The 24,039-nt window shown below is 60.1% G+C and carries 20 protein-coding genes and 4 tRNA genes; 17 read left to right on the top strand and 7 right to left on the bottom strand.

Features of this window, described 5'->3' with window-relative positions; translation table 11 throughout:
• Nucleotides 1-93 precede the first annotated feature (93 nt).
• Both ACZ89E_RS13940 and ACZ89E_RS13935 read left to right on the top strand, forming a co-directional pair.
• Entirely contained in the window at nucleotides 94-417 is a 324-nt protein-coding gene (locus ACZ89E_RS13940; protein WP_149656933.1) for an SEL1-like repeat protein, read from the top strand.
• Between the two features lie 175 nt (nucleotides 418-592).
• Complete coding sequence (locus ACZ89E_RS13935; protein ID WP_169374230.1) at nucleotides 593-1,957, top strand: DNA recombination protein RmuC; 1,365 nt, start codon at nucleotides 593-595, stop codon at nucleotides 1,955-1,957.
• A 165-nt stretch (nucleotides 1,958-2,122) separates the two neighbouring features.
• Here ACZ89E_RS13935 and ACZ89E_RS13930 read toward each other — a convergent pair whose 3' ends face one another.
• Nucleotides 2,123-5,593 (bottom strand): hybrid sensor histidine kinase/response regulator, encoded by a 3,471-nt coding sequence (locus tag ACZ89E_RS13930; RefSeq protein WP_476255883.1) that lies wholly within the window; start codon nucleotides 5,591-5,593, stop codon nucleotides 2,123-2,125.
• A gap of 221 nt (nucleotides 5,594-5,814) precedes the next feature.
• Entirely contained in the window at nucleotides 5,815-6,351 is a 537-nt protein-coding gene (locus ACZ89E_RS13925) for a TetR/AcrR family transcriptional regulator (protein ID WP_476255882.1), read from the bottom strand.
• A 357-nt stretch (nucleotides 6,352-6,708) separates the two neighbouring features.
• On the opposite strand from ACZ89E_RS13925, the gene ACZ89E_RS13920 reads away from it, so the two are divergent.
• The 4 genes from ACZ89E_RS13920 (at nucleotide 6,709) to ACZ89E_RS13905 (ending at nucleotide 11,484) form a co-directional block, all read left to right on the top strand.
• Nucleotides 6,709-7,902, top strand: a complete 1,194-nt coding sequence (locus ACZ89E_RS13920) for an MFS transporter (protein ID WP_476255881.1) — start codon at nucleotides 6,709-6,711, stop codon at nucleotides 7,900-7,902.
• Between the two features lie 41 nt (nucleotides 7,903-7,943).
• Nucleotides 7,944-8,255: a cupin domain-containing protein gene (locus ACZ89E_RS13915; protein ID WP_463259808.1), complete on the top strand. Its 312-nt coding sequence runs from the start codon at nucleotides 7,944-7,946 to the stop codon at nucleotides 8,253-8,255.
• A gap of 104 nt (nucleotides 8,256-8,359) precedes the next feature.
• Nucleotides 8,360-9,511 carry a TDT family transporter gene (locus tag ACZ89E_RS13910; protein ID WP_149656927.1) on the top strand — a complete coding sequence of 384 codons (1,152 nt, stop codon included), beginning with the start codon at nucleotides 8,360-8,362 and terminating at the stop codon, nucleotides 9,509-9,511.
• 98 nt (nucleotides 9,512-9,609) lie between these two features.
• Nucleotides 9,610-11,484, top strand: a complete 1,875-nt coding sequence (locus ACZ89E_RS13905) for an MFS transporter (RefSeq protein ID WP_476255880.1) — start codon at nucleotides 9,610-9,612, stop codon at nucleotides 11,482-11,484.
• Between the two features lie 80 nt (nucleotides 11,485-11,564).
• On the opposite strand, the gene sugE is transcribed toward ACZ89E_RS13905, so the two are convergent.
• The 3 genes from sugE to rdgC all read right to left on the bottom strand — a co-directional run bounded on the left by sugE (nucleotide 11,565) and on the right by rdgC (nucleotide 14,058).
• The gene (gene sugE / locus ACZ89E_RS13900) at nucleotides 11,565-11,879 is read right to left on the bottom strand and encodes a quaternary ammonium compound efflux SMR transporter SugE (RefSeq protein WP_027922462.1); all 315 of its coding nucleotides are present in this window, start codon (nucleotides 11,877-11,879) and stop codon (nucleotides 11,565-11,567) included.
• A gap of 119 nt (nucleotides 11,880-11,998) precedes the next feature.
• Nucleotides 11,999-12,964, bottom strand: a complete 966-nt coding sequence (locus ACZ89E_RS13895) for a bile acid:sodium symporter family protein (protein WP_476255879.1) — start codon at nucleotides 12,962-12,964, stop codon at nucleotides 11,999-12,001.
• 173 nt (nucleotides 12,965-13,137) lie between these two features.
• Nucleotides 13,138-14,058: a recombination-associated protein RdgC gene (gene rdgC, locus ACZ89E_RS13890; RefSeq protein ID WP_476255878.1), complete on the bottom strand. Its 921-nt coding sequence runs from the start codon at nucleotides 14,056-14,058 to the stop codon at nucleotides 13,138-13,140.
• A gap of 159 nt (nucleotides 14,059-14,217) precedes the next feature.
• Here rdgC and ACZ89E_RS13885 point away from each other — a divergent pair.
• From ACZ89E_RS13885 to ACZ89E_RS13870, 4 genes are all read left to right on the top strand, one after another.
• Nucleotides 14,218-14,293 (top strand) — tRNA-Val (locus ACZ89E_RS13885).
• Between the two features lie 19 nt (nucleotides 14,294-14,312).
• Nucleotides 14,313-14,389: transfer RNA gene (locus ACZ89E_RS13880), tRNA-Asp, on the top strand.
• Between the two features lie 188 nt (nucleotides 14,390-14,577).
• Nucleotides 14,578-14,653: transfer RNA gene (locus tag ACZ89E_RS13875), tRNA-Val, on the top strand.
• A gap of 15 nt (nucleotides 14,654-14,668) precedes the next feature.
• Nucleotides 14,669-14,745: transfer RNA gene (locus ACZ89E_RS13870), tRNA-Asp, on the top strand.
• 95 nt (nucleotides 14,746-14,840) lie between these two features.
• Here ACZ89E_RS13870 and ACZ89E_RS13865 read toward each other — a convergent pair.
• Both ACZ89E_RS13865 and ACZ89E_RS13860 read right to left on the bottom strand, forming a co-directional pair.
• Nucleotides 14,841-15,977 (bottom strand): catalase family protein, encoded by a 1,137-nt coding sequence (locus ACZ89E_RS13865; RefSeq protein ID WP_476255877.1) that lies wholly within the window; start codon nucleotides 15,975-15,977, stop codon nucleotides 14,841-14,843.
• Between the two features lie 28 nt (nucleotides 15,978-16,005).
• Nucleotides 16,006-17,814, bottom strand: a complete 1,809-nt coding sequence (locus tag ACZ89E_RS13860) for a di-heme-cytochrome C peroxidase (protein ID WP_476255876.1) — start codon at nucleotides 17,812-17,814, stop codon at nucleotides 16,006-16,008.
• Nucleotides 17,815-18,085: 271 nt separating this feature from the next.
• Here ACZ89E_RS13860 and ACZ89E_RS13855 point away from each other — a divergent pair, with 271 nt between their 5' ends.
• From ACZ89E_RS13855 to ACZ89E_RS13825, 7 genes are all read left to right on the top strand, one after another.
• Entirely contained in the window at nucleotides 18,086-18,799 is a 714-nt protein-coding gene (locus ACZ89E_RS13855; protein ID WP_133836585.1) for an FKBP-type peptidyl-prolyl cis-trans isomerase, read from the top strand.
• A 294-nt stretch (nucleotides 18,800-19,093) separates the two neighbouring features.
• Nucleotides 19,094-19,549 (top strand): YkvA family protein, encoded by a 456-nt coding sequence (locus ACZ89E_RS13850; RefSeq protein WP_149656922.1) that lies wholly within the window; start codon nucleotides 19,094-19,096, stop codon nucleotides 19,547-19,549.
• Nucleotides 19,550-19,661: 112 nt separating this feature from the next.
• Nucleotides 19,662-20,003, top strand: coding sequence for a helix-turn-helix domain-containing protein (locus ACZ89E_RS13845; protein WP_149656921.1), 342 nt, complete (start codon nucleotides 19,662-19,664; stop codon nucleotides 20,001-20,003).
• Nucleotides 20,000-20,371 carry a hypothetical protein gene (locus ACZ89E_RS13840; RefSeq protein ID WP_003223109.1) on the top strand — a complete coding sequence of 124 codons (372 nt, stop codon included), beginning with the start codon at nucleotides 20,000-20,002 and terminating at the stop codon, nucleotides 20,369-20,371. Before ACZ89E_RS13845 ends, ACZ89E_RS13840 begins: the two co-directional genes overlap by 4 nt.
• On the top strand, nucleotides 20,372-20,779 hold the full coding sequence (locus tag ACZ89E_RS13835; protein WP_476255875.1) for an SEL1-like repeat protein: 408 nt from the start codon (nucleotides 20,372-20,374) through the stop codon (nucleotides 20,777-20,779).
• Between the two features lie 140 nt (nucleotides 20,780-20,919).
• On the top strand, nucleotides 20,920-22,464 hold the full coding sequence (locus ACZ89E_RS13830; protein ID WP_476255874.1) for a methyltransferase regulatory domain-containing protein: 1,545 nt from the start codon (nucleotides 20,920-20,922) through the stop codon (nucleotides 22,462-22,464).
• Between the two features lie 105 nt (nucleotides 22,465-22,569).
• Nucleotides 22,570-23,607, top strand: coding sequence for an alpha/beta hydrolase family protein (locus tag ACZ89E_RS13825; protein WP_476255873.1), 1,038 nt, complete (start codon nucleotides 22,570-22,572; stop codon nucleotides 23,605-23,607).
• The last annotated feature ends 432 nt before the right edge of the window (nucleotides 23,608-24,039 follow it).

The raw sequence follows: 24,039 nt of genomic DNA, 5'->3' as shown, positions 1-24,039 counted from the left end.
TGCTCTAGGACGGGCGTGCCGGGTTTTTTCGACTTTACCTGTACGAAAAAAAGAGTAGAGTGGCGCGCCTTCCGATCTGCCCCACAGTGCTTTATGAAGTTTCGCTCAGTATCAACCGCTGTTACCGCAACACCCCCTGTTGTTACCCCAACCAAGCGCTTTTCCCTGCGTGTGGCCGAGTGGCTTCTGGACAGCCCGCGCCTGGGCGATAACCCCAACGTCAAACACTTTGCCGGACGATTGCTCAAGCAACCGGCCCGCGAAGGTGTGGTCGCTGCGCAAAGCCGTCTGGGTCAATTGATGTGCCGCGAGTGCGGTAACGCCCGGGATCGGCGCATCGGGCACGACATGTTGCGCCAGGCCGCCCGCGCCGGTGACCGCCGCGCCCAGCGGGAATTGGGGCTGACCGAAGACTGAGCTGTCCAAGACCTGACGCCTTGGTTAACCTTCAAGCTTTATCTCAACGGCAGGAGTGGCTATGGCTATCGACTTGACCAGCATCTTGCTCGGTCTGGCAGGGGCAGCATTGCCATTGCTGGCACTGGCCTGGCAAATCCAGCGCCGGGCCAGCGTCGGGCAGGCGGACGTGGCGTTGCTGGAAGAGCGGCTGGCCATGGCCCAATTGGCCCAGGACGGCTTGAACGCCCAGCTCGATGCGTGCCGTGACGAAATCGGCGATCTGAGCCAGGCCAACTCCACCAAGCAAGCTGATCTTGCTGCGCTGCGCCGTGAAGTCGAACTGCTGCAAATCGAACGCGACGATGCCCGCGACGCTGCCCACGCCTGGAATATCGAGCGCGCCGGCAAAGAGGCTGAGTTGCGTCGCCTGGACGCGCAAGCCGCCTCCCTCAACGCCGAGCTGCGCGAGCAGCAGGAAAGCCATCAGCAGCGCCTCAACGACCTCCAGGGCTCGCGCGATGAGTTGCGGGCGCAGTTCGCCGAACTGGCGGGCAAGATCTTCGACGAGCGTGAGCAGCGATTTGCCGAAACCAGTCAGCAGCGCCTGGGGCAGTTGCTCGATCCGTTGAAAGAACGCATTCAGTCCTTCGAAAAACGCGTCGAAGAAAGCTATCAAGCCGAGGCCCGCGAGCGCTTTTCCCTGGCCAAGGAGCTGGAGCGCTTGCAGCAGTTGAACCTGCGCCTGAGCGACGAAGCGACCAACCTGACCCGTGCCTTGAAAGGACAGAAGACTCAAGGCAACTGGGGCGAGTTGATTCTCGAACGCGTGCTTGAACACGCCGGTCTGGAGAAGGGCCGCGAGTACCAGACCCAAGTCACCCTCAAAGGCCCGGACGGCGAGCGTTTCCAGCCGGACGTGATCATTTACCTGCCCGGCGACAAACAAGTGGTGGTCGACTCCAAAGTCAGCCTCACGGCCTATCAGCAATACGTTGCGGCCGAAGACGATGCCATCGGCCAGATCGCGATCAAGCAGCACGTGCTGTCCCTGCGCAATCACGTCAAAGGCTTGTCCGGCAAGGATTACAAGCGACTGGACGGCTTGCACAGCCTGGATTTCGTTTTGTTGTTCGTACCGATTGAAGCGGCATTTTCCGCGGCATTGCAGGCCGAGCCGACGCTGTTCCAGGAAGCCTTCGACCGCAACATCGTGATCGTCAGCCCGACCACCTTGCTCGCCACGCTGCGCGTCATCGACAGCCTGTGGAAACAGGAACGCCAGACCCAGAACGCCCGGGAAATCGCCGAGCGGGCGGGGTGGCTGTACGACAAGTTCGTGTTGTTCATCCAGGACCTGGACGAAGTCGGCAATCGCTTGCAGCAACTGGATAAAGCCTACAGCTCGGCGCGCAACAAGCTGACGGAAGGGCGCGGCAACCTGGTCAGCCGTAGCGAGCAATTGAAGTTGCTGGGCGCGCGGGCGAGCAAGAGTTTGCCGGCGGATCTGCTGGAACGGGCGATGACCGATGTGGATGGGTTGGCTGAGCTACCCGAGTAACCGCTTTTGTGGCGAGGGAGCTTGCTCCCGCTCGGCTGCGCAGCAGTCGTAAAGCAGTCAGCGCGATGTGCCTGGCAGTCATAGTGGCAGGAATTGGGGCTGCTTCGCAGCCCAGCGGGAGCAAGCTCCCTCGCCACAGGTTTTGGGTTGTTTTTTAGGCCTCATTCACAACGGCAAATGCCGACTCAATAACGCCCGCAACGCCGCCGGTTTCACCGGTTTGGCCAGATAATCCAGCCCCGCCGCATGCACCTGCGCCACCATTTCCGGGCGCCCGTCGGCACTGATCACCACCCCCGGCACCGGCTCACCCAATCGCGTGCGCAGCCACGCCATCAACTCGGTCCCGGTTTCGCCATCGTCCAGGTGGTAATCCACCAGGGCCAACTGCGGCCGCATCCCGTCATCGAGCAACGTTGCGCATTCTTCACGGTTGCGCGCAGTCCAGACCTGGCAACCCCAGCGCGTCAGCAGGCTGTTCATGCCAATCAAAATGCTGTCTTCGTTATCGATGCACAGCACCTGCGCACCTGTCGGCAATTTGCCGTTGAGTTCGAACACCGTGTTCGGCACCACGGTCTGCGCCCGGGCCAGCGGCACGCTGACGCTGAATACGCTGCCGTGCCCCGGCCAGGAACGCACCTGCAAGGTATGGCCGAGCACCCGGCACAAGCCGTCGGCAATCGCCAGGCCCAGGCCCAGGCCCTTCTCGGCGCGGGTCTGGTGGCTGTCGAGGCGTTTGAACTCTTCGAAAATCACTTGCCGTTTATCTTCCGCAATCCCCGGGCCACGGTCCCAGACTTCCAGGCACAGTTCGCCCTTGCGCCGCCGAACCCCCAGCAGCACCGGGCCTTTGGCGTAGCGAAAAGCGTTGGTCAGGAAGTTTTGCAGGATGCGTCGCAGCAACTTGATGTCGCTGTCGACCCGCAACGTGCTGCCGCGCAGGCGGAATTTCAGGCCTTGTTCCTGCGCCAGTGCCTTGAATTCGGCGCCGAGGATATCGAACAGCTCATTGAGCACGAACGGCTTGGGATCGGGGTTGATCTTGCCGTTTTCCAGGCGGGAAATGTCCAGCAGGTCGCTGATCAAATCCTCGGCTGAACGCAACGAAGTGTCGAGGTGATGAATCAGCTTTTGCGCTTCGCTGGACAAGCCATCGTCCTGATGGGTCAGGGCGGCGGAGAACAGCCGCGCGGCGTTCAGCGGCTGCATCAAGTCATGGCTGACCGCCGCCAGAAAACGAGTTTTCGACTGGTTGGCCGACTCGGCGGTGCCTTTGGCTTCGGTCAGGGCGACGTTGAGTTGCGAGAGTTCGTGGGTCCGTTCGGTCACCCGTTGTTCCAGGCCTTCGTTGGCCTCGGTCAGCGCCTGCTCGGCTTCGCGGAACGCGGTGATGTCAGTGAAGCTCATGACGAAACCACCGCCGGGCATCGGGTTGCCGATCAGCTCAATCACGCGACCATTGGGGAACAGCCGCTCCGAGGTATGGGCACGGCCCTGACGCATCCAGTGCAGGCGGCGGGCGACGTGGACTTCCGCTTCGCCCGGGCCGCATAAGCCGCGCTCGGCGTTGTAGCGAATGATGTCGGCAATCGGCCGGCCAACGCTGATCAAACCGTCCGGGTAGTTGAACAACTCTAGATAGCGCCGGTTCCAGGCCACCAGTTTCAACGACTGGTCGACCACGCTGATGCCCTGGGTGATGTTTTCGATCGCCCCTTGCAGCAACGCGCGGTTGAACTGCAACACTTCCGACGCTTCATCGGCGATGCGCACGACATCTTCAAGCTGCATCTCCCGACCTTCGATGGCGGCTTTTACTACAGCCCGCGTCGAAGAAGCGCCGAGCACACCGGCGAGCAAACGTTCGGTATGCGCGATCCATTCGCCGTCGGCGTTCTGGTTCGGATTGAAGCCTTTGCCCTGGCGATAGGCGAAGCGGATAAAGCTTTGGCGGGCGCGCTCTTCACCGACAAAACGCGCGGCCAGTTGCAGCAGATCATCGATTTGCACCGACAGCATCGAGCGTGCACTGGGCCGGGCGCTGATTTCCTGGCCAATGAAACGACCGGCCTGCCAGTGCTCCGAAACCCGCGTGCGCGACAGCACCGAGACCCAGGCAAACAACGTGAAGTTGGCCGCCAGCGACAACACCACGCCTTGGGTCAGCGGGGTCAGCGGCAGGTGCAGCGGGTTGCTGTGCAACCAGGCCAGCCCCGGGAACGTGCTCAGGGACAAGCCGAGGCTGTGGGCGGCAATCGGCAGAACCAAGGTGTAGAACCACAGGAATGTCCCGGCAGCCAGGCCGGCAAACACACCGCGACGGTTGGCCTGTTTCCAGTACAGCGCGCCGAGCATCGCCGGGGCCAATTGAGTCACGGCGGCGAAGGCGATCTGGCCGATGGTCGCCAGGCTGGCGGTGGAGCCGAGCAGGCGATAACTGACGTAGGCCAACAGCAAAATCACCACGATGGTGACGCGACGCACCGACAGCATCCACTGGCGGAACACTTCGAAGGGACGCTCTGCATTGTTACGGCGCAGCAGCCACGGCAACAACATGTCGTTGGAGACCATGGTCGACAGCGCCACGCTGGCCACGATCACCATGCCCGTGGCCGCCGAAGCGCCGCCGATAAACGCCAGCAGCGCCAGCGCCGGGTGGGCCTGGGCCAGCGGCAGGCTGATGACGAAGGAGTCCGGGAGTACGGAACTCGGTAGCAACATCTGACCGGCCAGGGCGATCGGGACTACAAACAGAGCGGCCAATGCCAGATAGGCCGGGAACACCCACTTGGCCAGGCGCAGATCTTGAGGTTCGATGTTCTCCACCACCGTGACGTGGAACTGCCGGGGCAGGCAGATGATCGCCATCATCGCGACGCCGGTCTGCACCACCATCGACGGCCAGTTGATGGTTTCCTTCCAATACTCTTCCAGGCGCGGGGCGAGCATGGCCTGGTCGAACAGGTCGTCGAATCCGTCGTACAAGCCGTAGGTCACGAACGCACCGACCGCGAGAAACGCGAACAACTTGACCAGCGATTCGAACGCAATCGCCAGCACCATGCCGCGGTGGTGTTCGGTGGCGTCGAGGTTGCGGGTACCGAAGACAATGGTGAACAGCGCCAGCACCAGGGACACGATCAACGCCGTGTCCTGGGCGCGCGTGCCCATGGCGTCGGCTCCGGCGCCGATCAGCAGGTTCACCCCGAGCACGATGCCCTTGAGCTGCAACGCAATGTAGGGCAACACGCCGACCAGGCAGATCAGCGCCACCACCACCGCCAGCGATTGTGACTTGCCATAGCGCGCGGCGATAAAGTCGGCGATGGAGGTGATGTTCTCCTGTTTGCTGATCATCACCATTTTTTGCAGGACCCACGGCGCGCACACCAGCAGCAGGATCGGCCCGAGGTAGATCGGCAGGAAAGACCAGAGCTGTTCGGCGGCCTGGCCCACGGCGCCAAAGAACGTCCAGCTTGTGCAATAGACGGCCAGCGACAGGCTGTACACCCACGCACGCACCCGCGGCGGCAACGGCGTGCTGCGACGGTCGCCGTAAAAGGCGATGGCGAACATGATGGCCATATAGGCCAGGGCAACGGCGGCGATCAGCCCGCTGGACAGCGACATGGAAACTCCCGGCAAAAGACATCCGGGGTTAAGGCCCGGACCGACAGTCTCGCACGACCGTCCGTGTTAGTCAGTGTCGACCAAGGTCGTGGCGTGGCGGGGTGTCGCAGGGTTTTGTGTCAGGCAGATATTGGGTGTTTGGGCGGGCCTCTTCGCACGCAAGTCGAATCGTCGACAGACGATGATATCCGTAGGAGCGAGGCTTGCCCGCGAAGGCGGCCTCACTGACCCAACGCCATCTCAATCAACCGATGCAACTCTTCAACCTCCAGTGGCGCCGCCGAAAACAGGACGCGAAACACCGTCGGCGCCGCGATCAGGTTGATCAGCCGATCAACGCTCGGCAGCGGCTGGTCAGGGTAGCGATCCAGAATGCTCTGCAACTGCCCGCCAATGATCGCCGTGCAAAAGCCCGGCGTAGAGCTGCATTGCACATCGCGCAACAGGTTGCGCCCAAGCTCCGAACTCATCTCATCCAGATACTGCTCGCCCCAGGCGCGCAAATCACCGCGCAGGCTGCCGGTGTTGGCCGGCTCGCTGTCGGGGCGCAGGCGGGCGAGGGCGACGTCCGCCAGCAACACCGACAAATCGCCCCAACGTCGATAAATCGTCGACGGCGTCACTCCTGCGCGCGCAGCAATTTGCGGCACGGTCACGCTCGCGCGGTCCTGCTCTTCGAGGAGAGCACGGACTGCCGAGTGAACCGACTCCTGCACCCGGGCACTGCGGCCACCCGGGCGTAAACTAGGACCTGTCATCACTTATTTCCTGCGTCGCGCCGGGTCTGCTGTTGCGCAGGCCAAGGCGCGAGGAGTGTGGTTTGGTTTTTTCAAATGAACGACGAGCAACGCAGGCCTGCGCAACAGCAGGCCCGGCCCTCCGGGTTGTCACCTGAAAGCGGGCCATGCTGCGTTGCAGCCCTTGGCAAGGAAACGACATTACCTACGGACTGCGCCTTGCCCGGCCCGCTTTCAGGTGGCAACGCGACGCAGGAAATAAGTGATGACAGGTCCCTAATAGCCATGCGGCGGACCTTAACACAAAGAATTTGCTTTAAGCGCTAACGAGTAGCACACTCCGCAAAAGCAAAAACTTAGCTTTTGCGGAGTGTGCCCATGTCTCGTCCTACGTCAAACCGTGCAAGCCTGTGGTTTCTGGCGTTCACTTTACTCAGTTTTCTCGCCGCTTCCACGGCGCCGACGCCGTTGTATCACCTGTATCAGGAGCAGTTGCAGTTCTCGGCCGCGACCCTGACCCTGATCTTCGGCGTGTACGCCCTCAGCTTGCTCGTAGCGCTGCTGACCGTCGGTTCGCTCTCGGATTTCCTCGGGCGCAAACCGGTGATCTTCACCGCGATCCTGCTGAACATGCTGGCGATGTTGCTGTTTATCAACGCCGACAGCGTCACTTGGCTGATCAGTGCCCGGGTGCTTCAGGGCTTCGCCACCGGGATGGCCACCGCCGTATTAAGTGCCGCGCTGCTGGATACCGATCGCCAGCAAGGGCCGCTGATCAATAGCGTGGCGCCGTTGCTGGGCATGGCCATCGGGGCGATGGGTTGCGGGTTGTTGGCCGAGTTCGCGCCGCTGCCGTTGCAACTGACCTTCTGGGTATTGCTGGCGCTATTCGTGATGCAGGCGCTGTACGTCTGGCGTTTGCCGGAAAGCGTCAGCGCGCAACCGGGCGCCTGGGCGTCGCTGCGACCGACCTTGCACGTGCCGGTCCAGGCGCGGCGGACTTTGTGGTCGGTGCTGCCGATCAACACCGCGGTGTGGGCGCTGGGTGGTTTCTTCGCTTCCCTGGCCCCATCGCTGGTACGCACGGCCACGGGCTCGACCTCGAACCTGATCGGCGGCGCGACGGTCGCGGCGTTGACGGTGACTGGTGCGCTGATGATCTACACCTTGCGCAATCGGCCAGCGGACAAAGTGCTGCGCCTGGGCGCCAGTCTGCTGCCCATCGGCGTTGTGCTGATCCTGATCGCCGTCCACAGCGCCAGCCTGTCGCTGTTTTTCATCGGTACGCTGGTGGCCGGATGCGGTTTCGGTGCCGGTTTCCTGGGGGCCGTGCGCAGCCTCGTGCCGTTGGCGTTGTCCCATGAGCGGGCGGGACTGATGTCGTCGTTTTATGCGCTCAGTTACCTGGCGTTCTGCCTGCCGTCGTTGTTGGCGGGGAATCTGACCCGCTCGTTTGGGCTGATCGCGACCACCGATGGCTATGGCGCGGTGCTGATCATCCTGGCTGTGGGTGCGTTGCTGGGATTGATGCGTCAGCGTGCAGTGAAAGCCTGTAGCGCCGATGCCGGATGACCGTTAGCCTTGGCGCAGCCACCCATTCGACGGACCGACCCATGAAGATCATCCGCAGCAAATCCTTCACCGCCGAGCGTGCCTGGGGCGCGCTGGACATCGCCAATATGAACGGCATCACTACCCGTTTGCACTGGACCGATCAGCCGTACAAATGGCACGTCAACGATGGTCAGGAAGTGTTCGTGGTGCTCGATGGGCAAGTACGGATGCATTACCGCGAAGCCGGTGTCGAACAGGCGGTCTTGCTGGACGTCGGCGATATTTTTTATGCGTCGGTCGGCACCGAACATGTGGCGCATCCGCTGGGCGCGGCGCGGATCCTGGTGATCGAATCAGAAGGCAGCGTCTGACATATATCTGCAAAACAGATAACAGTTAGAGATATTACCCGTTATATAGATATTCGATTCGGTTCTACCATGGGCTCTACCTCATCAGAGGACAGGAGTTCGCCATGATCTGCCCCAACGCTGCCAAGCCCGGTTACAAACCTTTAAGTCTTCTTCCGCGCCCGCTGGAAGCGATTCGCCAATTCACCCCGAACTGGTTCGCCGCCACCATGGGCACCGGCGTGCTGGCCTTGGCGCTGGCGCAATTGCCCATGGCCATCCCCGGTCTGCCTGCGGTAGCCGAGGGGTTGTGGCTGTTCAATATCTTTCTGTTCGTGTTGTTCACCGGGCTGTACGCCGCGCGTTGGGTGCTGTTCTTCGATGAGGCGCGGCGGATTTTCGGGCATTCCACGGTCTCGATGTTTTTCGGCACCATCCCCATGGGCCTGGCGACCATCATTAATGGCTTCCTGGTGTTCGGTTTGCCGCGTTGGGGCGACGGGGTGATTCAGGTCGCCGAAATACTCTGGTGGCTGGATGTGGCGATGTCCCTGGCCTGTGGTGTGCTGATTCCGTACATGATGTTTACCCGCCAGGAACACAGCATTGACCAGATGACCGCCGTCTGGCTGTTGCCCGTCGTGGCCGCGGAAGTGGCCGCCGCCAGCGGTGGCCTGTTGGCGCCGCACCTGGCCGAGGCCCATTCGCAACTGGTGGTGTTGGTGACCAGCTACGTGTTGTGGGCGTTTTCCCTGCCGGTGGCGTTCAGCATTTTGACCATCCTGTTGCTGCGCATGGCCCTGCATAAATTGCCTCACGAAAACATGGCCGCTTCGAGCTGGCTGGCCCTCGGCCCGATCGGCACCGGGGCGCTGGGCATGTTGCTGCTGGGCGCCGATGCCCCGGCGATCTTTGCCGCCAACGGTTTGCCAGGCGTCGGTGAAATCGCTGCCGGGCTGGGGCTGGTGGCCGGGATCACGCTGTGGGGCTTCGGGTTGTGGTGGATGCTGATCGCGGTGCTGATCACCGTGCGTTACCTGCGCGCCGGCATCCCGTTCAACCTCGGTTGGTGGGGCTTTACCTTCCCGCTGGGCGTGTATTCCCTGGCGACGCTGAAACTGGCGAGCACCTTGAACCTGACTTTCTTCAGCATGTTTGGCTGCGTGTTGGTGGCGCTGCTGGCGGTGATGTGGCTGATTGTCGGCAAGCGAACGGTGCAGGGGGCGTGGCGTGGCGAGCTGTTTGTCTCGCCGTGTATCGCAGGATTAAAGAAATAACCTGCAAAGATTAGGTAATGTGTGGCCTGGATCGGCGTTCGGCATTCCAATAACCGTCTCCACGCCACTCTCTACCTAACATCAGGGAAACACGGAAGATGAGTCACCCCTCACAGTTCACCTTGCTTCGCACCCGGCGTTTCCTGCCGTTTTTCGTGACCCAGTCCCTTGGGGCGTTCAACGACAACATCTTCAAGCAGTCGCTGATCCTCGCCATTTTGTACAAGTTGACCATCGACGGTGACCGTTCGATCTGGGTCAACCTGTGCGCGCTGCTGTTCATCCTGCCGTTTTTCCTGTTCTCGGCGTTGGCCGGGCAGTTCGGGGAAAAATTCGCCAAGGACGCGCTGATTCGTCTGATCAAGCTCGGGGAAATCGCCATCATGGCGGTCGGTGCGGTCGGCTTCCTGTTCGATCACCTGTCGCTGATGCTGGTGGCGCTGTTCGCCATGGGGACTCACTCGGCGCTGTTCGGGCCGGTGAAGTATTCGATCCTGCCCCAGGCCTTGCGTGAAGAAGAGCTGGTGGGTGGCAATGGTTTGGTGGAAATGGGCACGTTCCTGGCGATTCTGGCCGGGACCATTGGCGCCGGGATCATGATGTCGTCCGGGCATTACGCGCCTCTGGTTTCCACGGCGATTGTCGGTATCGCGGTGCTCGGTTACCTGGCCAGCCGCAGCATTCCCCGCGCGGCCGCCGCATCACCGGAAATGCGCCTGAACTGGAACATCTTTACCCAGTCCTGGGCCACTTTGAAGCTGGGCCTGGGGCAGACCCCGGCGGTGTCGCGGTCGATTGTCGGCAACTCGTGGTTCTGGTTTGTCGGGGCGATTTACCTGACGCAGATCCCGGCCTACGCCAAGGAATGGATGCACGGCGACGAAACCGTGGTGACGCTGATCCTCACTGTGTTCTCGGTCGGTATTGCCCTCGGTTCGATGCTTTGCGAGAAGCTGTCCGGGCGCAAAGTCGAGATCGGCCTGGTGCCGTTCGGCTCGTTCGGCCTGACGGTGTTTGGCTTGCTGCTGTGGTGGCATTCCGGCGGCATTCCGGACAGCGTGACCGGCCATGGCTGGATCGAAGTCCTGAGTTTCGGCCACACCTGGCTGGTGTTGATCGACATTCTCGGGCTCGGGGTTTTCGGTGGTTTCTACATCGTGCCGCTGTATGCACTGATTCAGTCACGCACCGCCGAGAACGAGCGGGCGCGAGTGATTGCCGCCAACAACATCCTCAACGCGCTGTTCATGGTGGTCTCGGCGATTGTCTCGATCGTGCTGCTGAGCATGGTGAAACTGTCGATCCCGCAACTGTTTCTGGTGGTATCGCTGCTCAACATCGGCGTCAACGCCTACATCTTCAGCATCGTTCCCGAGTTCAGCATGCGCTTCATGATCTGGCTGCTCAGCCATTCCATGTACCGCGTGGAGCATCGCAACCTGGACCTGATTCCAGACGAAGGTGCGGCATTGCTGGTGTGCAACCACGTGTCGTTCGTCGATGCCTTGCTGATTGGCGGCGCGGTGCGTAGGCCGATTCGCTTTGTCATGTACTACAAAATCTACAACCTGCCGGTGCTGAACTTTATCTTCCGCACCGCCGGGACGATTCCTATCGCCGGACGCCAGGAAGACATCCAGATCTACGAAAAGGCCTTCAAGCGCATTGCCCAGTATCTGAAGGACGGCGAGCTGGTGTGCATCTTCCCGGAAGGCAAATTGACCGCCGACGGTGAGATCAACGAGTTCAAGGGTGGGCTGACGCGGATTCTCGAAGAGACGCCGGTGCCGGTGATTCCGCTGGCGTTGCAAGGGTTGTGGGGGAGTTTCTTCAGTCGTGATCCGGCCAAGGGCTTGTTCCGCCGGTTGTGGTCGCGGGTGACGTTGGTGGCGGGGCCAGCGGTGGCGGTTGAAGTGGCGGAGCCGGCGAAGTTGCAGGCGTTGGTCGGGGATTTGCGCGGGGCAGTCAGATAGTCGGTGATGTTGAGGGCGCCATCGCGGACAAGCCTTGCTCCTACAGGTTTTGTGGCTTGCCCGCGAAGGCGATCTAAAGGCTAAGCGCTGACTTTAAGCCCCACCAACCCGGCAATAATCAACGCCACACTCGCCAGCCGGAACAGCGCCATGGACTCACCAAACAGAATGATCCCGGCGATTACCGTGCCCACCGCGCCCACGCCGGTCCAGATTGCATAGGCCGTGCCCAGCGGCAATTCCTTCATGGCAAGGCCGAGCAAGCCCAAGCTGATGGCCATGGCGGCAACGGTTAACGCAGTGGGAAGAGGGCGGCTGAAGCCGTCGGTGTATTTCAGGCCAACGGCCCAGCCGACTTCGAACAAACCGGCGAAAAACAGAATGATCCAGGACATGAGAGACCTCCATCGATTGACGGGGTCGTCCCCAGATTAATGACTCGATCGAGCCGCGAGGTCGTCCTCGCGTTGCGCCATAGAGTGCCCATCATTAATCCGGGGATCAAGTTTGCCGCTTACTCAGTCGCCTGCCGCGCCGCTATTTCCCGATCTTCTTTCTCGCTCATGCGGCGGAAATACGTCGAGAGCAGCGCCCCGGAAATGTTGTGCCACACGCTGAACAACGCGCTCGGCACCGCCGCCAGAGGCGAGAAGTGCGCACTGGCCAGCGCGGCGCCCAATCCGGAGTTCTGCATGCCGACCTCCAGTGCCAGGGACTTGCGCTGGGGCAGCGGCAGCTTGAACAGGCGCCCGGTGAAGTAACCCAGCAAGTAGCCGAAACTGTTGTGCAGCATCACCACCGCCATGATCAGCAGGCCGGATTCGGCAATCTTGGCCTGACTGGCCGCAACCACCGCTGCAACGATGATCACGATGCTCACCACCGACACCAGCGGCAGCACTTCTACCGCGTGACGCACTTTGTTGCCGAGCAGCCGTTGCGCGACCACGCCAAGCACGATCGGCAGCAGCACCACTTGCAGGATCGACCAGAACAACGCCATGAACGACACCGGCAGCCACGCCGAGGCTAGCAGCCAGATCAGCGCCGGGGTCAGCAGCGGGGCGAGGAGGGTGGTGACGGCGGCGATGGCCACCGACAACGCCAGGTCGCCGCGCGCCAGCCAGGTCATCACGTTGGACGACGTGCCGCTCGGGCAGCAACCGACCAGGATCACGCCGACGGCGATTTCCGCTGGCAGGTGAAACACCTGGCAGAGCAACCACGCCATCCCCGGCATGATCACGAAATGCGCGACCACGCCCAACGCGACGCGCCAAGGATGGCGAGCGACTTCGGCGAAGTCTTCAAGTTTGAGGGTCAGGCCCATGCCGAACATCACCAGCCCCAGCAGCGGCACGATGGCGCCTTTCAGGCCAATGAACCAGGTCGGTTCGAGGAACGCCAGGACGGCGAAAATCAGTACCCAGTAAGCGAAGGTGTTGCCGACAAAGCGACTCAATGCAGCCAGTGCGCGCATGGCCTGTTCCTTATTATGTGAAAGCGTTAGGGAGCTAAGCATACGCGGCCTGTAAAAAAAGATCGCAGCCTTCGGCAGTACCTACTTTGGAATGCGATTTCAGTAGGAACTGCCGAAGGCTGCGATCTTTTGTACAGGCACCTGCCCATCAAGGCAGGCGCCCTTCAAGGCTGTCAGATGCCTTGCGGAGTTTCTTCGCCACCCAAGGCTTCAACCAGCGCCGGCAGGAAGTCGCCGAAGGTCAGCATCATCAAAGTGAAGCTCGCGTCCAGTTGGCCCAGGGCTTCGTCGCCGCCGTCCTGTTCCGCCTGGTCCTGCAGCAAGTCTTCGAACTTCAGGCGCTTGACGGTCATTTTGTCGTCGAGCATGAACGACAACTTGTCCTGCCACGCCAGGGACAACTGAGTCACCACTTTGCCGGTGCTCAGGTGCAGCTGGATTTCTTCGCTGGTCAGGTCCTGACGCTTGCAGCGCACGATGCCGCCGTCTTCGTGGGTGTCGCGCAGTTCGCACTCGTCCAGCACAAAGAAGTCGTCCGCGGCTTTCTGGGTCTTGACCCAGTCAGTCATGGTGGCGGTCGGGGCCATTTTTACGGTCAGCGGACGTACCGGCAGGGTGCCGATCACTTCACGCAACGTCGACAGCAGGTCTTCGGCGCGTTTCGGGCTCGCCGAGTTCACCAGGATCAGGCCTTGTTTCGGCGCGATGGCGGCGAACGTCGACGAGCGACGGATAAAGGCGCGCGGCAGGAAGGCCAGGATGATTTCATCCTTGATCTGGTCGCGTTCCTTCTTATAGACCTTGCGCATTTGCGTGGCTTCGATCTCTTCGACCTTTTCCTTGACCGCGTCGCGCACGACGCTGCCCGGCAGAATGCGTTCTTCTTTACGGGCGGCGATCAGCAGGAAGTCGCCGCTGACGTGCGCCAGTGGAGCATCTTCGCCTTTGCCGAACGGCGCGACGAAACCGTAGGTGGTCAACTCCTGGCTTGCACATGGACGGGCCAGTTTGGTCTCCAGTGCAGTTTCCAACGCCTCGGCATCAAAAGGCAGATCTTGGGTCAGGCGATAGATAAGCAGGTTTTTGAACCACATGGGGCGAGTCTCTCCTTTATACAAAGGGGGGCATTATTCTCTTCGCGGCGCCATAGGCCAACCCTTCTCTAAGCCTTTGGAAGGCCTGAATAAATTAATTAAAAAAGTGCTTGCCAGAGGTGGGGGTGCTCCGTAGAATGCGCGCCACACCGAAACGAAGGGTGATTAGCTCAGCTGGGAGAGCGTCTGCCTTACAAGCAGAATGTCGGCGGTTCGATCCCGTCATCACCCACCATTCGTTCTTAGTGTTACGCGCAGCGGTAGTTCAGTCGGTTAGAATACCGGCCTGTCACGCCGGGGGTCGCGGGTTCGAGTCCCGTCCGCTGCGCCATATTCGGTAACCTGGAATGCTGAACGCCAGGTCACCACGGAAAAGCCCGCTCACGCGGGTTTTTTTCTGTCTGTTGTTCCCGCGGGATGTATCGTTTCACCGGTTTTCGGATTTATTTGAAAAAATATTCAATTAAATCAACACTTTACGAAAACCTGTGGCATAATGCGCCCCGCAACGAAGGTAAAGGGTGATTAGCTCAGCTGGGAGAGCGTCTGCCTTACAAGCAGAATGTCGGCGGTTCGATCCCGTCATCACCCACCACTTTCAACGCTACGCGCAGCGGTAGTTCAGTCGGTTAGAATACCGGCCTGTCACGCCGGGGGTCGCGGGTTCGAGTCCCGTCCGCTGCGCCATATTCGGTAACCTGGAACGCTGAACGCCAGGTCACCACACAGAAAGCCCGCTTAATGCGGGCTTTTTGCTGTCCGGGATTTGGTAAATGCTGCTGTTACTGCTCGCCGTTGCGGCTGTGTCGGTAATCACTCACGGCCTCATACACCGCCTTACGCAGCCGATTGATCCCGCCAATCGGCCGATGCGCCTCCAGCCCGAACCACGGGTTGAACGACTGGTTATCGCATTGCAGATTCAGCGCCGGCGTGTCGAAGTCCTGTGCCGGCAGGTTGATCTTCGCGACTGTCTCGAACGGCGCATCACTTTCCCGCCACTCAATGCTGGTGTCTTCGATCGGCATGTACTTGTTCGCATCCTGGCGCTGGATCTGCAAGACGAAACACGCCGGAACCCGATCAGTCGATAGCTGTTGATTCAGCGCACTGCGCAGGAAGTTCGGCAGATCCTGATTTTGCTTGGGCAGGGTGTAGGCCGGGCAGCTTCCCGGATCGGGCATGACGCGGAACTTGGCATTGTTTGCGCCGAATTTGTAGGGCGAAACCGAGAAATACGTAGTCTGAGTCGGACTGTCGGGAGCAGGGGAGAGCGTCGCCAGTGCGATAAACAAGTGGCGAACCTGCCACGTGCGCGGGTCCCAACCCGGAAAAAACGCCATCGCCGATTTGCCGTCAGCCTGGGCGGCCACATTCTGACGGTACTCGGCGACATCGCTGACAAAGAAATTCGGATGGCTGAACATCACGAAATCCTGTTCGTGACGAGCCGCCTGGTCGGCCAGCAATTGTTTGCCGGGCACATCGAGCAACTTGATGGCTATGCCCCGCGCGTCGCGGATGCTGTCAAATTGCGGGTAGGCGTTGCCGTTGGACAATCGCACGCTCGCTTGCCAGGTTTTCCCCGGCTCGCTGAACACGCCTTGACGCAATTCCGCCGCCAGATCCGGCAACACCTGAACCTCGGCCCTCACGCAGCCATGGGCTTTTGCGTGGGCATCGCGCAGGTAGCGCGTGCTTTCGCGGTGCTGATCGACGATACGCACGGCGGTCTGGATGATGTCCTGGGTCATCGCCGACTCACCGTCCGGAATCTGTTCATCCGCCGACACCGCGCCGCTGTGCTGCCAGGCAAGCCACGCGGTGGCCAGCGCCCAACTCAACAACCCCAGACCCAGCACCCACAGCAGGAGTTTTCCGAGGAAGGCGCCGAGGCGCAGCCAAAGGGTAATCAACATCAGCAAGTCCTTTTGATGAATTCAGGATTCATGGCAATTGCGCCTCCAGCGGGCCGCCCAGCACTTTCAGGTATTCCAGCAACGCCCAGCGTTCCTGGGGTTGCAGCAAGCGGCCAATCACGCCGTTGCCACGCTCACCGGCGCGGAACTCGTGACCACTGTTGTGGTTGCCGGTGATGCGCGTGTCGAACACAAAGCCGTTGGTAAAGGCCTCGGTGCGATAGCCCAGGTGTCTGGGGTCGTACTCGAAGGTGCCTTTATAGAAGGTGGTGGAGCGCTCATCCTGAGGCGACAGCAATTGGTAAATGCTCGGCACCGAACCGTTGTGCAGAAATGGCGCGGTGGCCCACACACCCGCCAGTGGCCGGGCTTTGTAGGCACGCAGCTCCTGAACACCGATAGGCAGGCCGAAGCCATCCAGGTCCGGGCGTTCCGCCGGGGTGAGCTTGGCCTCACGGTACGCCCGGTTTTCGACGAAGGCCGTGACGTAGGCCAGTCCCTTGGCCACCGAAAGTTTGCTCAGGTCCAGCGGCTCGGTCGGCTTGGGATGCAGTTGAACGTCGAGTTGCCCGAGTTCCGCCGGATCCCATTGCAACGCCGTGAGATCGAAGCGGTGGTCGGCAATGTTGTTGGCTGCGGTGGGATCGGTGCCGATCGCGGCGACCGGCAGCAACTTGAGCTGCTGCACAGGACGTCCGTTGATTGGCGTCACGCGGGGCACATGACAACTGGCGCAGTTCTCGGCGAACAACGTGCGACCTTGGGCCGCCAAAGGTTTGTCCACGCGACCCAACACCTCTTCCGGCCAAGCGGGCGGCTTCAGGCGTTGCAGGGTTTCTTCGATCAGGTTCAGATCACGAACGCGAACGCTGGAGGGGTAGCGCGCATCACCCGTGAACGGCTGGCCGTTGTCGTCGAAGAAATTCAGAGTCGCGCCCACACCCAGCGCCTCGCCGATATTGCGCGCCATCGGCTGCTGCGCCGAGCCATTCCACTGCACCCAATCGAAGGTCCAGATGTCCCACAGCTGTGGATAATCCACTGGGGCGTTGGCCACACGGTAGTTATCCGGGGTGATCGCGTCACCGAAACTGGCGTTGGCGATGCGTCCGAACGCATCGGTGCGGCCTGGGCCTTCTTCGGTCGGATAGAGCCCGCGATGGGTGTCGTTCCATGCGGTTTTCACGAAGGTATCGAGAGAGCGTTTGAAGTCTTCCCGCAGGATTTGATGCCGAGCGTCGTAGTCCGCGCCCAGCACGTTGCGTGCGAAACGTTCGAATTTCCAAGGGTTGTAATAAGTCGATACCAGACTGGCGACCAAGGCCTGGCCAAAACTGCCACCGCGCAGGGTCGGCACGCTGGGTGGCAAGACATGCTGCGCCGAGCCGCCATCGATACGCACAGCCTGGCCATTGAAACGCAACTCGCCGGTGTGGCAAGCGGCGCAAGTGATGTCGAGAAACTGGTCCGGGCTGCCCGGATTCTGGTGCCGGGCAAACCCCACGGGCAGGTTTCCCGGGTTGTTGGGCGTGGCTTTCTGCGCCGGATCGATCAGGAAGCCGAAGCGCGCGAGATATTCCGGGGTGGCAAATCGCTGTTGCGAGAATGGCAGCTCCAGCGCCTGGAACCAGTCGTAATGCAGGCCTTTGACCTGCGTGCCCTGGGGCGTGAAATAGTAGGTCAGGCGGTCGGCCGCGCTCCACTGCTCCAGGTAATGCACCTGTTGCACCGGGGTATAGAGAGGCAATCTTGGATTGGCGACGTAGTACAGAACTACCGTCAGGCCAAGTCCCAGCAGTACAGCGATCAGAGCCGGCAAACGGAATAAGAGGTGCAAGATAAACATCCTTGTCGATTTGTAGCTCTCTTATGCCTCAGCTGCTTAGGTGGCGGCAAGTGGCCATTACGCCAAGTGTTGTAGGAACCGGCGTCGGCGCTTGCGGGATCAAGATGACAGAAACTTCATCCAGCCCATTCCCGAAATGCTTTAAAAGACCTGAACTTATCAGAAGTTTCCTGCTCTCATGCCGGTAGCCATTGGTCGTGGCCGCCTGATAAGCTCGCGGCTTTATTCGATTGCCCTTTAGGCGCATGAACAAGGAAATAGCATGAAACAGCATCGGTTGGCGGCGGCGGTGGCCCTGGTAAGCCTGGTACTTGCGGGTTGTGATTCGCAGACCAGCGTAGAGCTGAAAACCCCGGCGCAAAAAGCTTCCTACGGGATTGGCCTGAACATGGGCAAGAGCCTGGCTCAGGAAGGCATGGATGATCTCGATTCCAAGGCCGTAGCCCAAGGCATCGAAGATGCCGTCGGCAAGAAAGAACAGAAGCTGAAGGACGACGAACTGGTCGAGGCCTTCGCAGCACTGCAAAAGCGTGCAGAAGAACGCATGGCGAAAATGAGCGAAGAGTCGGCAGCCGACGGCAAGAAATTCCTCGCAGAAAACGCCAAGAAAGCCGGCGTAGTGACCACTGCGTCCGGTCTGCAATATGAAGTTGTGAAAAAAGCGGATGGTCCTCAGCCTAAGCCGACCGACGTAGTGACTGTTCACTACACCGGCAAGCTGACCAACGGCACCACCTTTGACAGCTCGGTTGATCGCGGTAGCCCGATTGATCTGCCGGTCAGCGGTGTGATTCCAGGTTGGGTCGAAGGCCTGCAACTGATGCACGTCGGCGAGAAGTACAAGCTGTACATCCCTAGCGACCTGGCTTACGGCGCGCAAAGCCCAAGCCCGGCAATCCCGGCCAACTCGGTGCTGGTATTCGACCTGGAGCTGCTGGCAATCAAAGATCCAGCGAAACAAGACGCCGCCAAGTAACGTCGTCTGCTGCAAAAACAACGCCTCGCATTATGCGGGGCGTTGTTGTATCCGGGGTTTGGCCGCTTGCAAAGAAAGCGAACGGATGCTGTAGGCTGGAGTCATAGGCAGTGAGAGCGTTGGGCTAGCCGCACCTCACCGCCAAGTCAATGAAATCTTGGGTTTTTTTATGTGAGTAAAAAACGCCCGATCTGAGTTGAGCCCTTATAAAACGGGGCTTGCAGACGTGAAATGCAGCTCTGTTCACAAGGTTATCCACAATTTGTGTGGATAACATTTCAGTGGGAGGAAAAGATGAAAGCACCCTGGAATTTCGCTCGCTTCCTGCCACTGGCCGGGCGTCTGTTGGCTAAAGGTCGATTGCCGACCCTGCTATTCGCCGTGGCCAGCAAAAGTGCCAGTGAAGGCGGCCGCCTGGGTAAGCTCAAGGATGACCTGCGGCTGTTGCAGGCCTTGTGCCTGGCCTACTGGCGCGGCGAGTACCGGGCCATCAGCCGCAAATCGATCCTGACTGTCGTGGCCGGCCTGATGTATTTCCTCAGCCCCCTCGATGCCATCCCGGACTTCATCCCGGTATTCGGCATGCTCGACGACATCGCCGTGCTGGCCTGGGTAATGAAAACCCTCGACGACGAACTCAACGCCTTCCGCGCCTGGCGCAATCGGCAGTTGCCGGAGAAGCTGGCCGTGGTCGAACGCCTGCCCGATACCCCGGAGCAACTTCAGCTTCAAGGCCCCAAAGATGACTAAGTGATGGCACTTTCATCTTAGATTGATGCCCTCGCGACCTTGGCCGCTGTTAGGATTACACTTCAAGGGAAAAGTGCCGACTCGCTAAGTGTCGTTGTCCTACGGGGAAGTCATGGATATTCAGATAATCACACGCGAAGGCGAGCCCGAATATGCAGTTGTTCCATGGGCTCAGTATCAGGCTCTACTGAAAGCAGCAGGCATCGAGCAACAACCGCCACGGGCCGCCCCAGAGCGTCCGGCGGCCGCAGCAGACCAGATCCTTCCGGGTCTGGATCAACTCCGCAGTTTGCGCGAAGGGAAGGGCATCGCCATCGAGGCGCTGGCCCGCACGGTAGGCATCAGCCCGTCTTATCTGGCCTTGATCGAAAGTGGCGAGCGTCAACCCGACGCTGCGATTCGCCGCAGCCTGGCCTGGGAATTGACGGTGCCAGGGTGGAGGGATGAATCGTGAGCGTACGCATCAGTCGTCAACATTGGGACGGGTTGTTGGGTGAACTGGACCAGGCGCGCCGCCAGCGCCATCTTCTGACTTATCGAGCGCTGCTGGAGCGTTTGCAGTTGCCCACCCCGGCCATGCAAACCCTGACCGCGGCCCTTGAACACCTGGCCGCCCTGGACGCCAAGGCCGAGCAGCCCTTGCGCAGCTCACTGGTGATCAGCCAAGGCGCCAGCCGCCTGCCGCGCACCGGCTTCTTCGAATGTGTCGAACGCCTTGGCCGGTTCTCCGGGCCGTCCGACGGCGTCGCGGCCGCTTCCTGGCATGCCTCGGAAGTGGTGCGGGTGTTCGAATACGAGTACCCCGAATCTGCGGAGGCCTGAGTGTTCTTACGACTCAAGGCGCGGGCCTCCTACTGGTTGGCCCGCAGGCTGTTTCACTGGTCGTGGTTTGTGAAACAGCCACGGGGCTGGAAATGGCTCGAAGGCCAATTCGCCCGCATGGCCAACCTCGGCGACGTCAGCGCGCAAAGCTTCTATGGCCACATCCTGACCTTTCGTGGCGTTGGCCTTGGTGCACGTGAGGAAGGCGTACGATTGCTGCGCCTGGCGGCGTTGGCGGGGGATGGCAAAGCGGCGTATCAGGTCGGGGTGATCAGTTTGGCGGGCACGTCGAGCAAAGCGCCGGACCCGTTGGAAGCCGCGCGATTCTGGCGGATTGCGCTGAAGGCTGGGCACCCGTTGGCGGAGATCAAGTTGAAAGGGTTGCCGAGCGACAGTGCTTCGCAGTGATCCGATGCTTGTTCAATAAGCAGACGTGGCGCCTGACGATCGTCTGCGAAAAAACACTCGTCCGCGTCTTTCCCCTTGTGGCACCCAATGCCTACCCCTTATAAAAGCCACCTTCACTTTCGAAGTAAAAGGATACGAGCATGAGCGCTGCCTGGAACGAAGGATATTTCACCGACGAAGGCTACACCTACAGCTATAGCCGGGAAATCAATCCAGTCTTCCTGCGCTATTGCTTGTTGCTGCGCGGCATTGCCAGTCTGGAGACCACCGACGGCTATCACTGCGAATTGGGCTTTGGCCAGGGCGTCTCGATCAACATCCATGCCGCCGCCAATCCAGGTTCCTGGGTAGGCACTGACTTCCATCCGGGCCAGGCGGCTCATGCGAGTGCACTGGCGACTGCCTGGAACAGCGATGCGCAGCTGTATGACGACAGCTTCGAACAACTGCTGGCCCGAAATGATTTGCCGCAATTCGACAGCATCAGCCTGCATGGCATCTGGACCTGGGTCAGTCGCGACAACCAGAAATTGATCGTCGAATTCGCCCGGCGTCACCTCAAGCCCGGTGGTCTGCTGTACATCAGCTACAACTGCTTCCCCGGCTGGTCGCCTCAGGCGCCATTACGTCACCTGTTCAGTCTGCACGACCGCTTTGCGACAAACCGCTCCGAACGCCCGGACCAGCGCATAGACGCCGCATTGCAATTCTCTGAAACGCTGCTGGCGGCCAACCCTGCTTACGCCAGCGCGGTCCCGAGCCTGAACGCCAAGCTGCAGAGCATCAAAGGCCAGGATCGCCAGTACGTCGCCCATGAATACTTCAACCGCGACTGGAACTGCATGTACTTCACCGACGTGGTCGATGCCCTCGCATCTGCCAAACTCGACTTCGCCACGACAGCCGTGCCGCTCGATACGGTGGATCCGCTCAACTTGAGCGCAGAAGCCATGGACTTTCTCGAGGGCATCGATCACCCGATCATGCGCGAGCAAGCGCGTGACTACTTCGTCAACCAGAGCTTCCGCCGGGACTTGTACGTGCGCGGTGCCAACCGACTGTCCGCCTCCGAACGCCGCCAAGCGATGCTCAATACACGTTTTGTCCTGCTCCAACCGGCAGAAAGCGTCCCCGACACCGTCAAAGGCCCGGCCGGCGAAGCGTCGCTGCAGGCAGAGATATACGTCCCCGTACTCGAAGCGTTGGCAGCCAACGCCTATGTCCCTAAAACGTTGCGCCAGTTGTCAGCGGCCGTGCCCTCGATGCCTTATGACGACCTGGTCCAGGCCATCACCGTATTGATAGGGATGAGCGCCGCGGCACCGTGCCAGAGCGAAGCGGCCGAGAAACTGGTACAGGGACGCTGTACCACCCTCAACCTGCAGCTATGCAAACGCTCGCTGCTCAGCAACAAAATCCAGGTCTTGGCCAGCCCGGTCACGGGCGGCGGCGTGCCGATCAGCCGCTTTCAGCAGCTGTTCCTGATATCGATCAAACAAGGCAGAAAGCATCCGGCGGAATGGGCGCAACTGGCCTGGAGTGTCATCAGTGAGCAGGGGGAGGGGTTGGTCAAGGACGGTAGGGCGCTGACCACCGCAGAAGAAAACATCGCGGAACTGACCGAACAGGCGCACGCCTTTGCCGACAACTCGCTGTTGATTCTTAAGGCGTTGGGCATCGTTTAACCCATTGAAGTAGTTGATTGATCGTTCCCACGCAGAGCATGGGAACGATCATATGAAACAGATTTCAGGACAGATGGATCAATCTAATCAAGGAAGATAAAAACAATGAAAAAAGCTCTCGGCATCCTGGTTCTAACTTGCCTCACCACCAGCGCATTCGCCAACGATAACCCCATCGGCTTCCAGTCCTCGACGCTGCCAGACCCGAAAAACGAGCGCCCACTGGAAATGGTCGTCTGGTACCCCAGCACAACCACCGCCGCACCGCAGTTGTTCGGCGACAACCCCGTGTTCATCGGCGCCCTTGCCGTACCCAACGCGCCACCGACTGCCGGCGAGCATCCATTGGTGGTGCTCTCCCACGGTTACAACGGCAGCTGGATCAACCAGACATGGCTGGCCAGCGCACTGGCCCACAAGGGTTACATCGTCGCGGCGGTCAACCATCCCGGCAGCACCAGCCAGGACCGAAGCCCTCAAGCCGCCGCACAGCTATGGCAACGACCCGCCGACCTGAGCCGAGCCATCGACGCTGTCACGGCCCAGCCAGAAAAATTTGGCGCAGTCGCCAAGCGCCAAATTGCGGCGGTCGGCCATTCACTCGGCGGCTGGACCGTCCTGGAAATCGCCGGCGCACGTTTCGACCCCGATCACTTTGCCCAAGACTGCAACGCTTACCCAAAGTTGGCCAGTTGCACCGTTTACCAGCAGATGAATCCCGCAAGTACCCCGGCATCCAAAGCCCAATTGGCCGCCGACTTAAGCGATAAACGCATCACCGCCATTGTTTCATTGGACCTGGGCCTGTCACGGGGGATGACCGACGAAAGCCTTGCGGCGCTGCGTGTACCGACGCTGGTCATCGCAGCAGGCGTGCCGTCCGAAGAGCTTCCTGCGCAGCTGGAATCCGCCGACTTGGCCAAACGGCTGCCCCAAGCGTCGAAGCGCTATGTGGAGATCAGTGATGCCAGCCACTTCAGCTTTATGGCGGTGTGTAAGCCTGGGGCAGTGGCGATGCTTGAGGAAGAGGTGCAGGGTGATGGGATTATTTGTGGGGATGGCGATGGCGGGCGATCGCGTGAGGGGATTCAGCAGCAGGTTACTTCGGAGATTGATGAGTTTCTGAAGCGGTCTGAGTCTTAACGTCATGGAATCCTGCCCACGCTGTGGATCAATCCAGCACGTCAGCCTCGAGGCAGCTAATAGGCGTTAGGCCAAGTTTTCCAAACGCAGCTTCCGTCTCGTTACACGCAAACGGCATGCAATAATTTTTTGTCTTGGGAGGCAATTTGGCTAGGTTAATTCTGCAATTGACATACGACTGTAATCCCACTCCACCGCAACGATTTTGGCTAACCAGAACTCACCTCAAGGTGCTTTTGGAAATGCTGTCCAGAGATAAGCCCAGCAGGCGGAAGATTGATAACTACTACTTTGATTTCAATGGCTATTCGCTAGGGTTTAATACGACTAAAGCGAACGCTGGTAAATATGGTTTCGAGGAAACACCTTCTGAAATAAAGAAAATAGTGGAAGGGCTTTTGCTGACGTAATTTGCGTAGCGTTATCTGAGTA

It is taken from the genome of Pseudomonas sp. TE3899, from assembly GCF_056279105.1.
The sequence above is the reverse complement of the archived record's forward strand: the minus strand, read 5'-3'. Positions and strand labels throughout refer to the sequence as shown.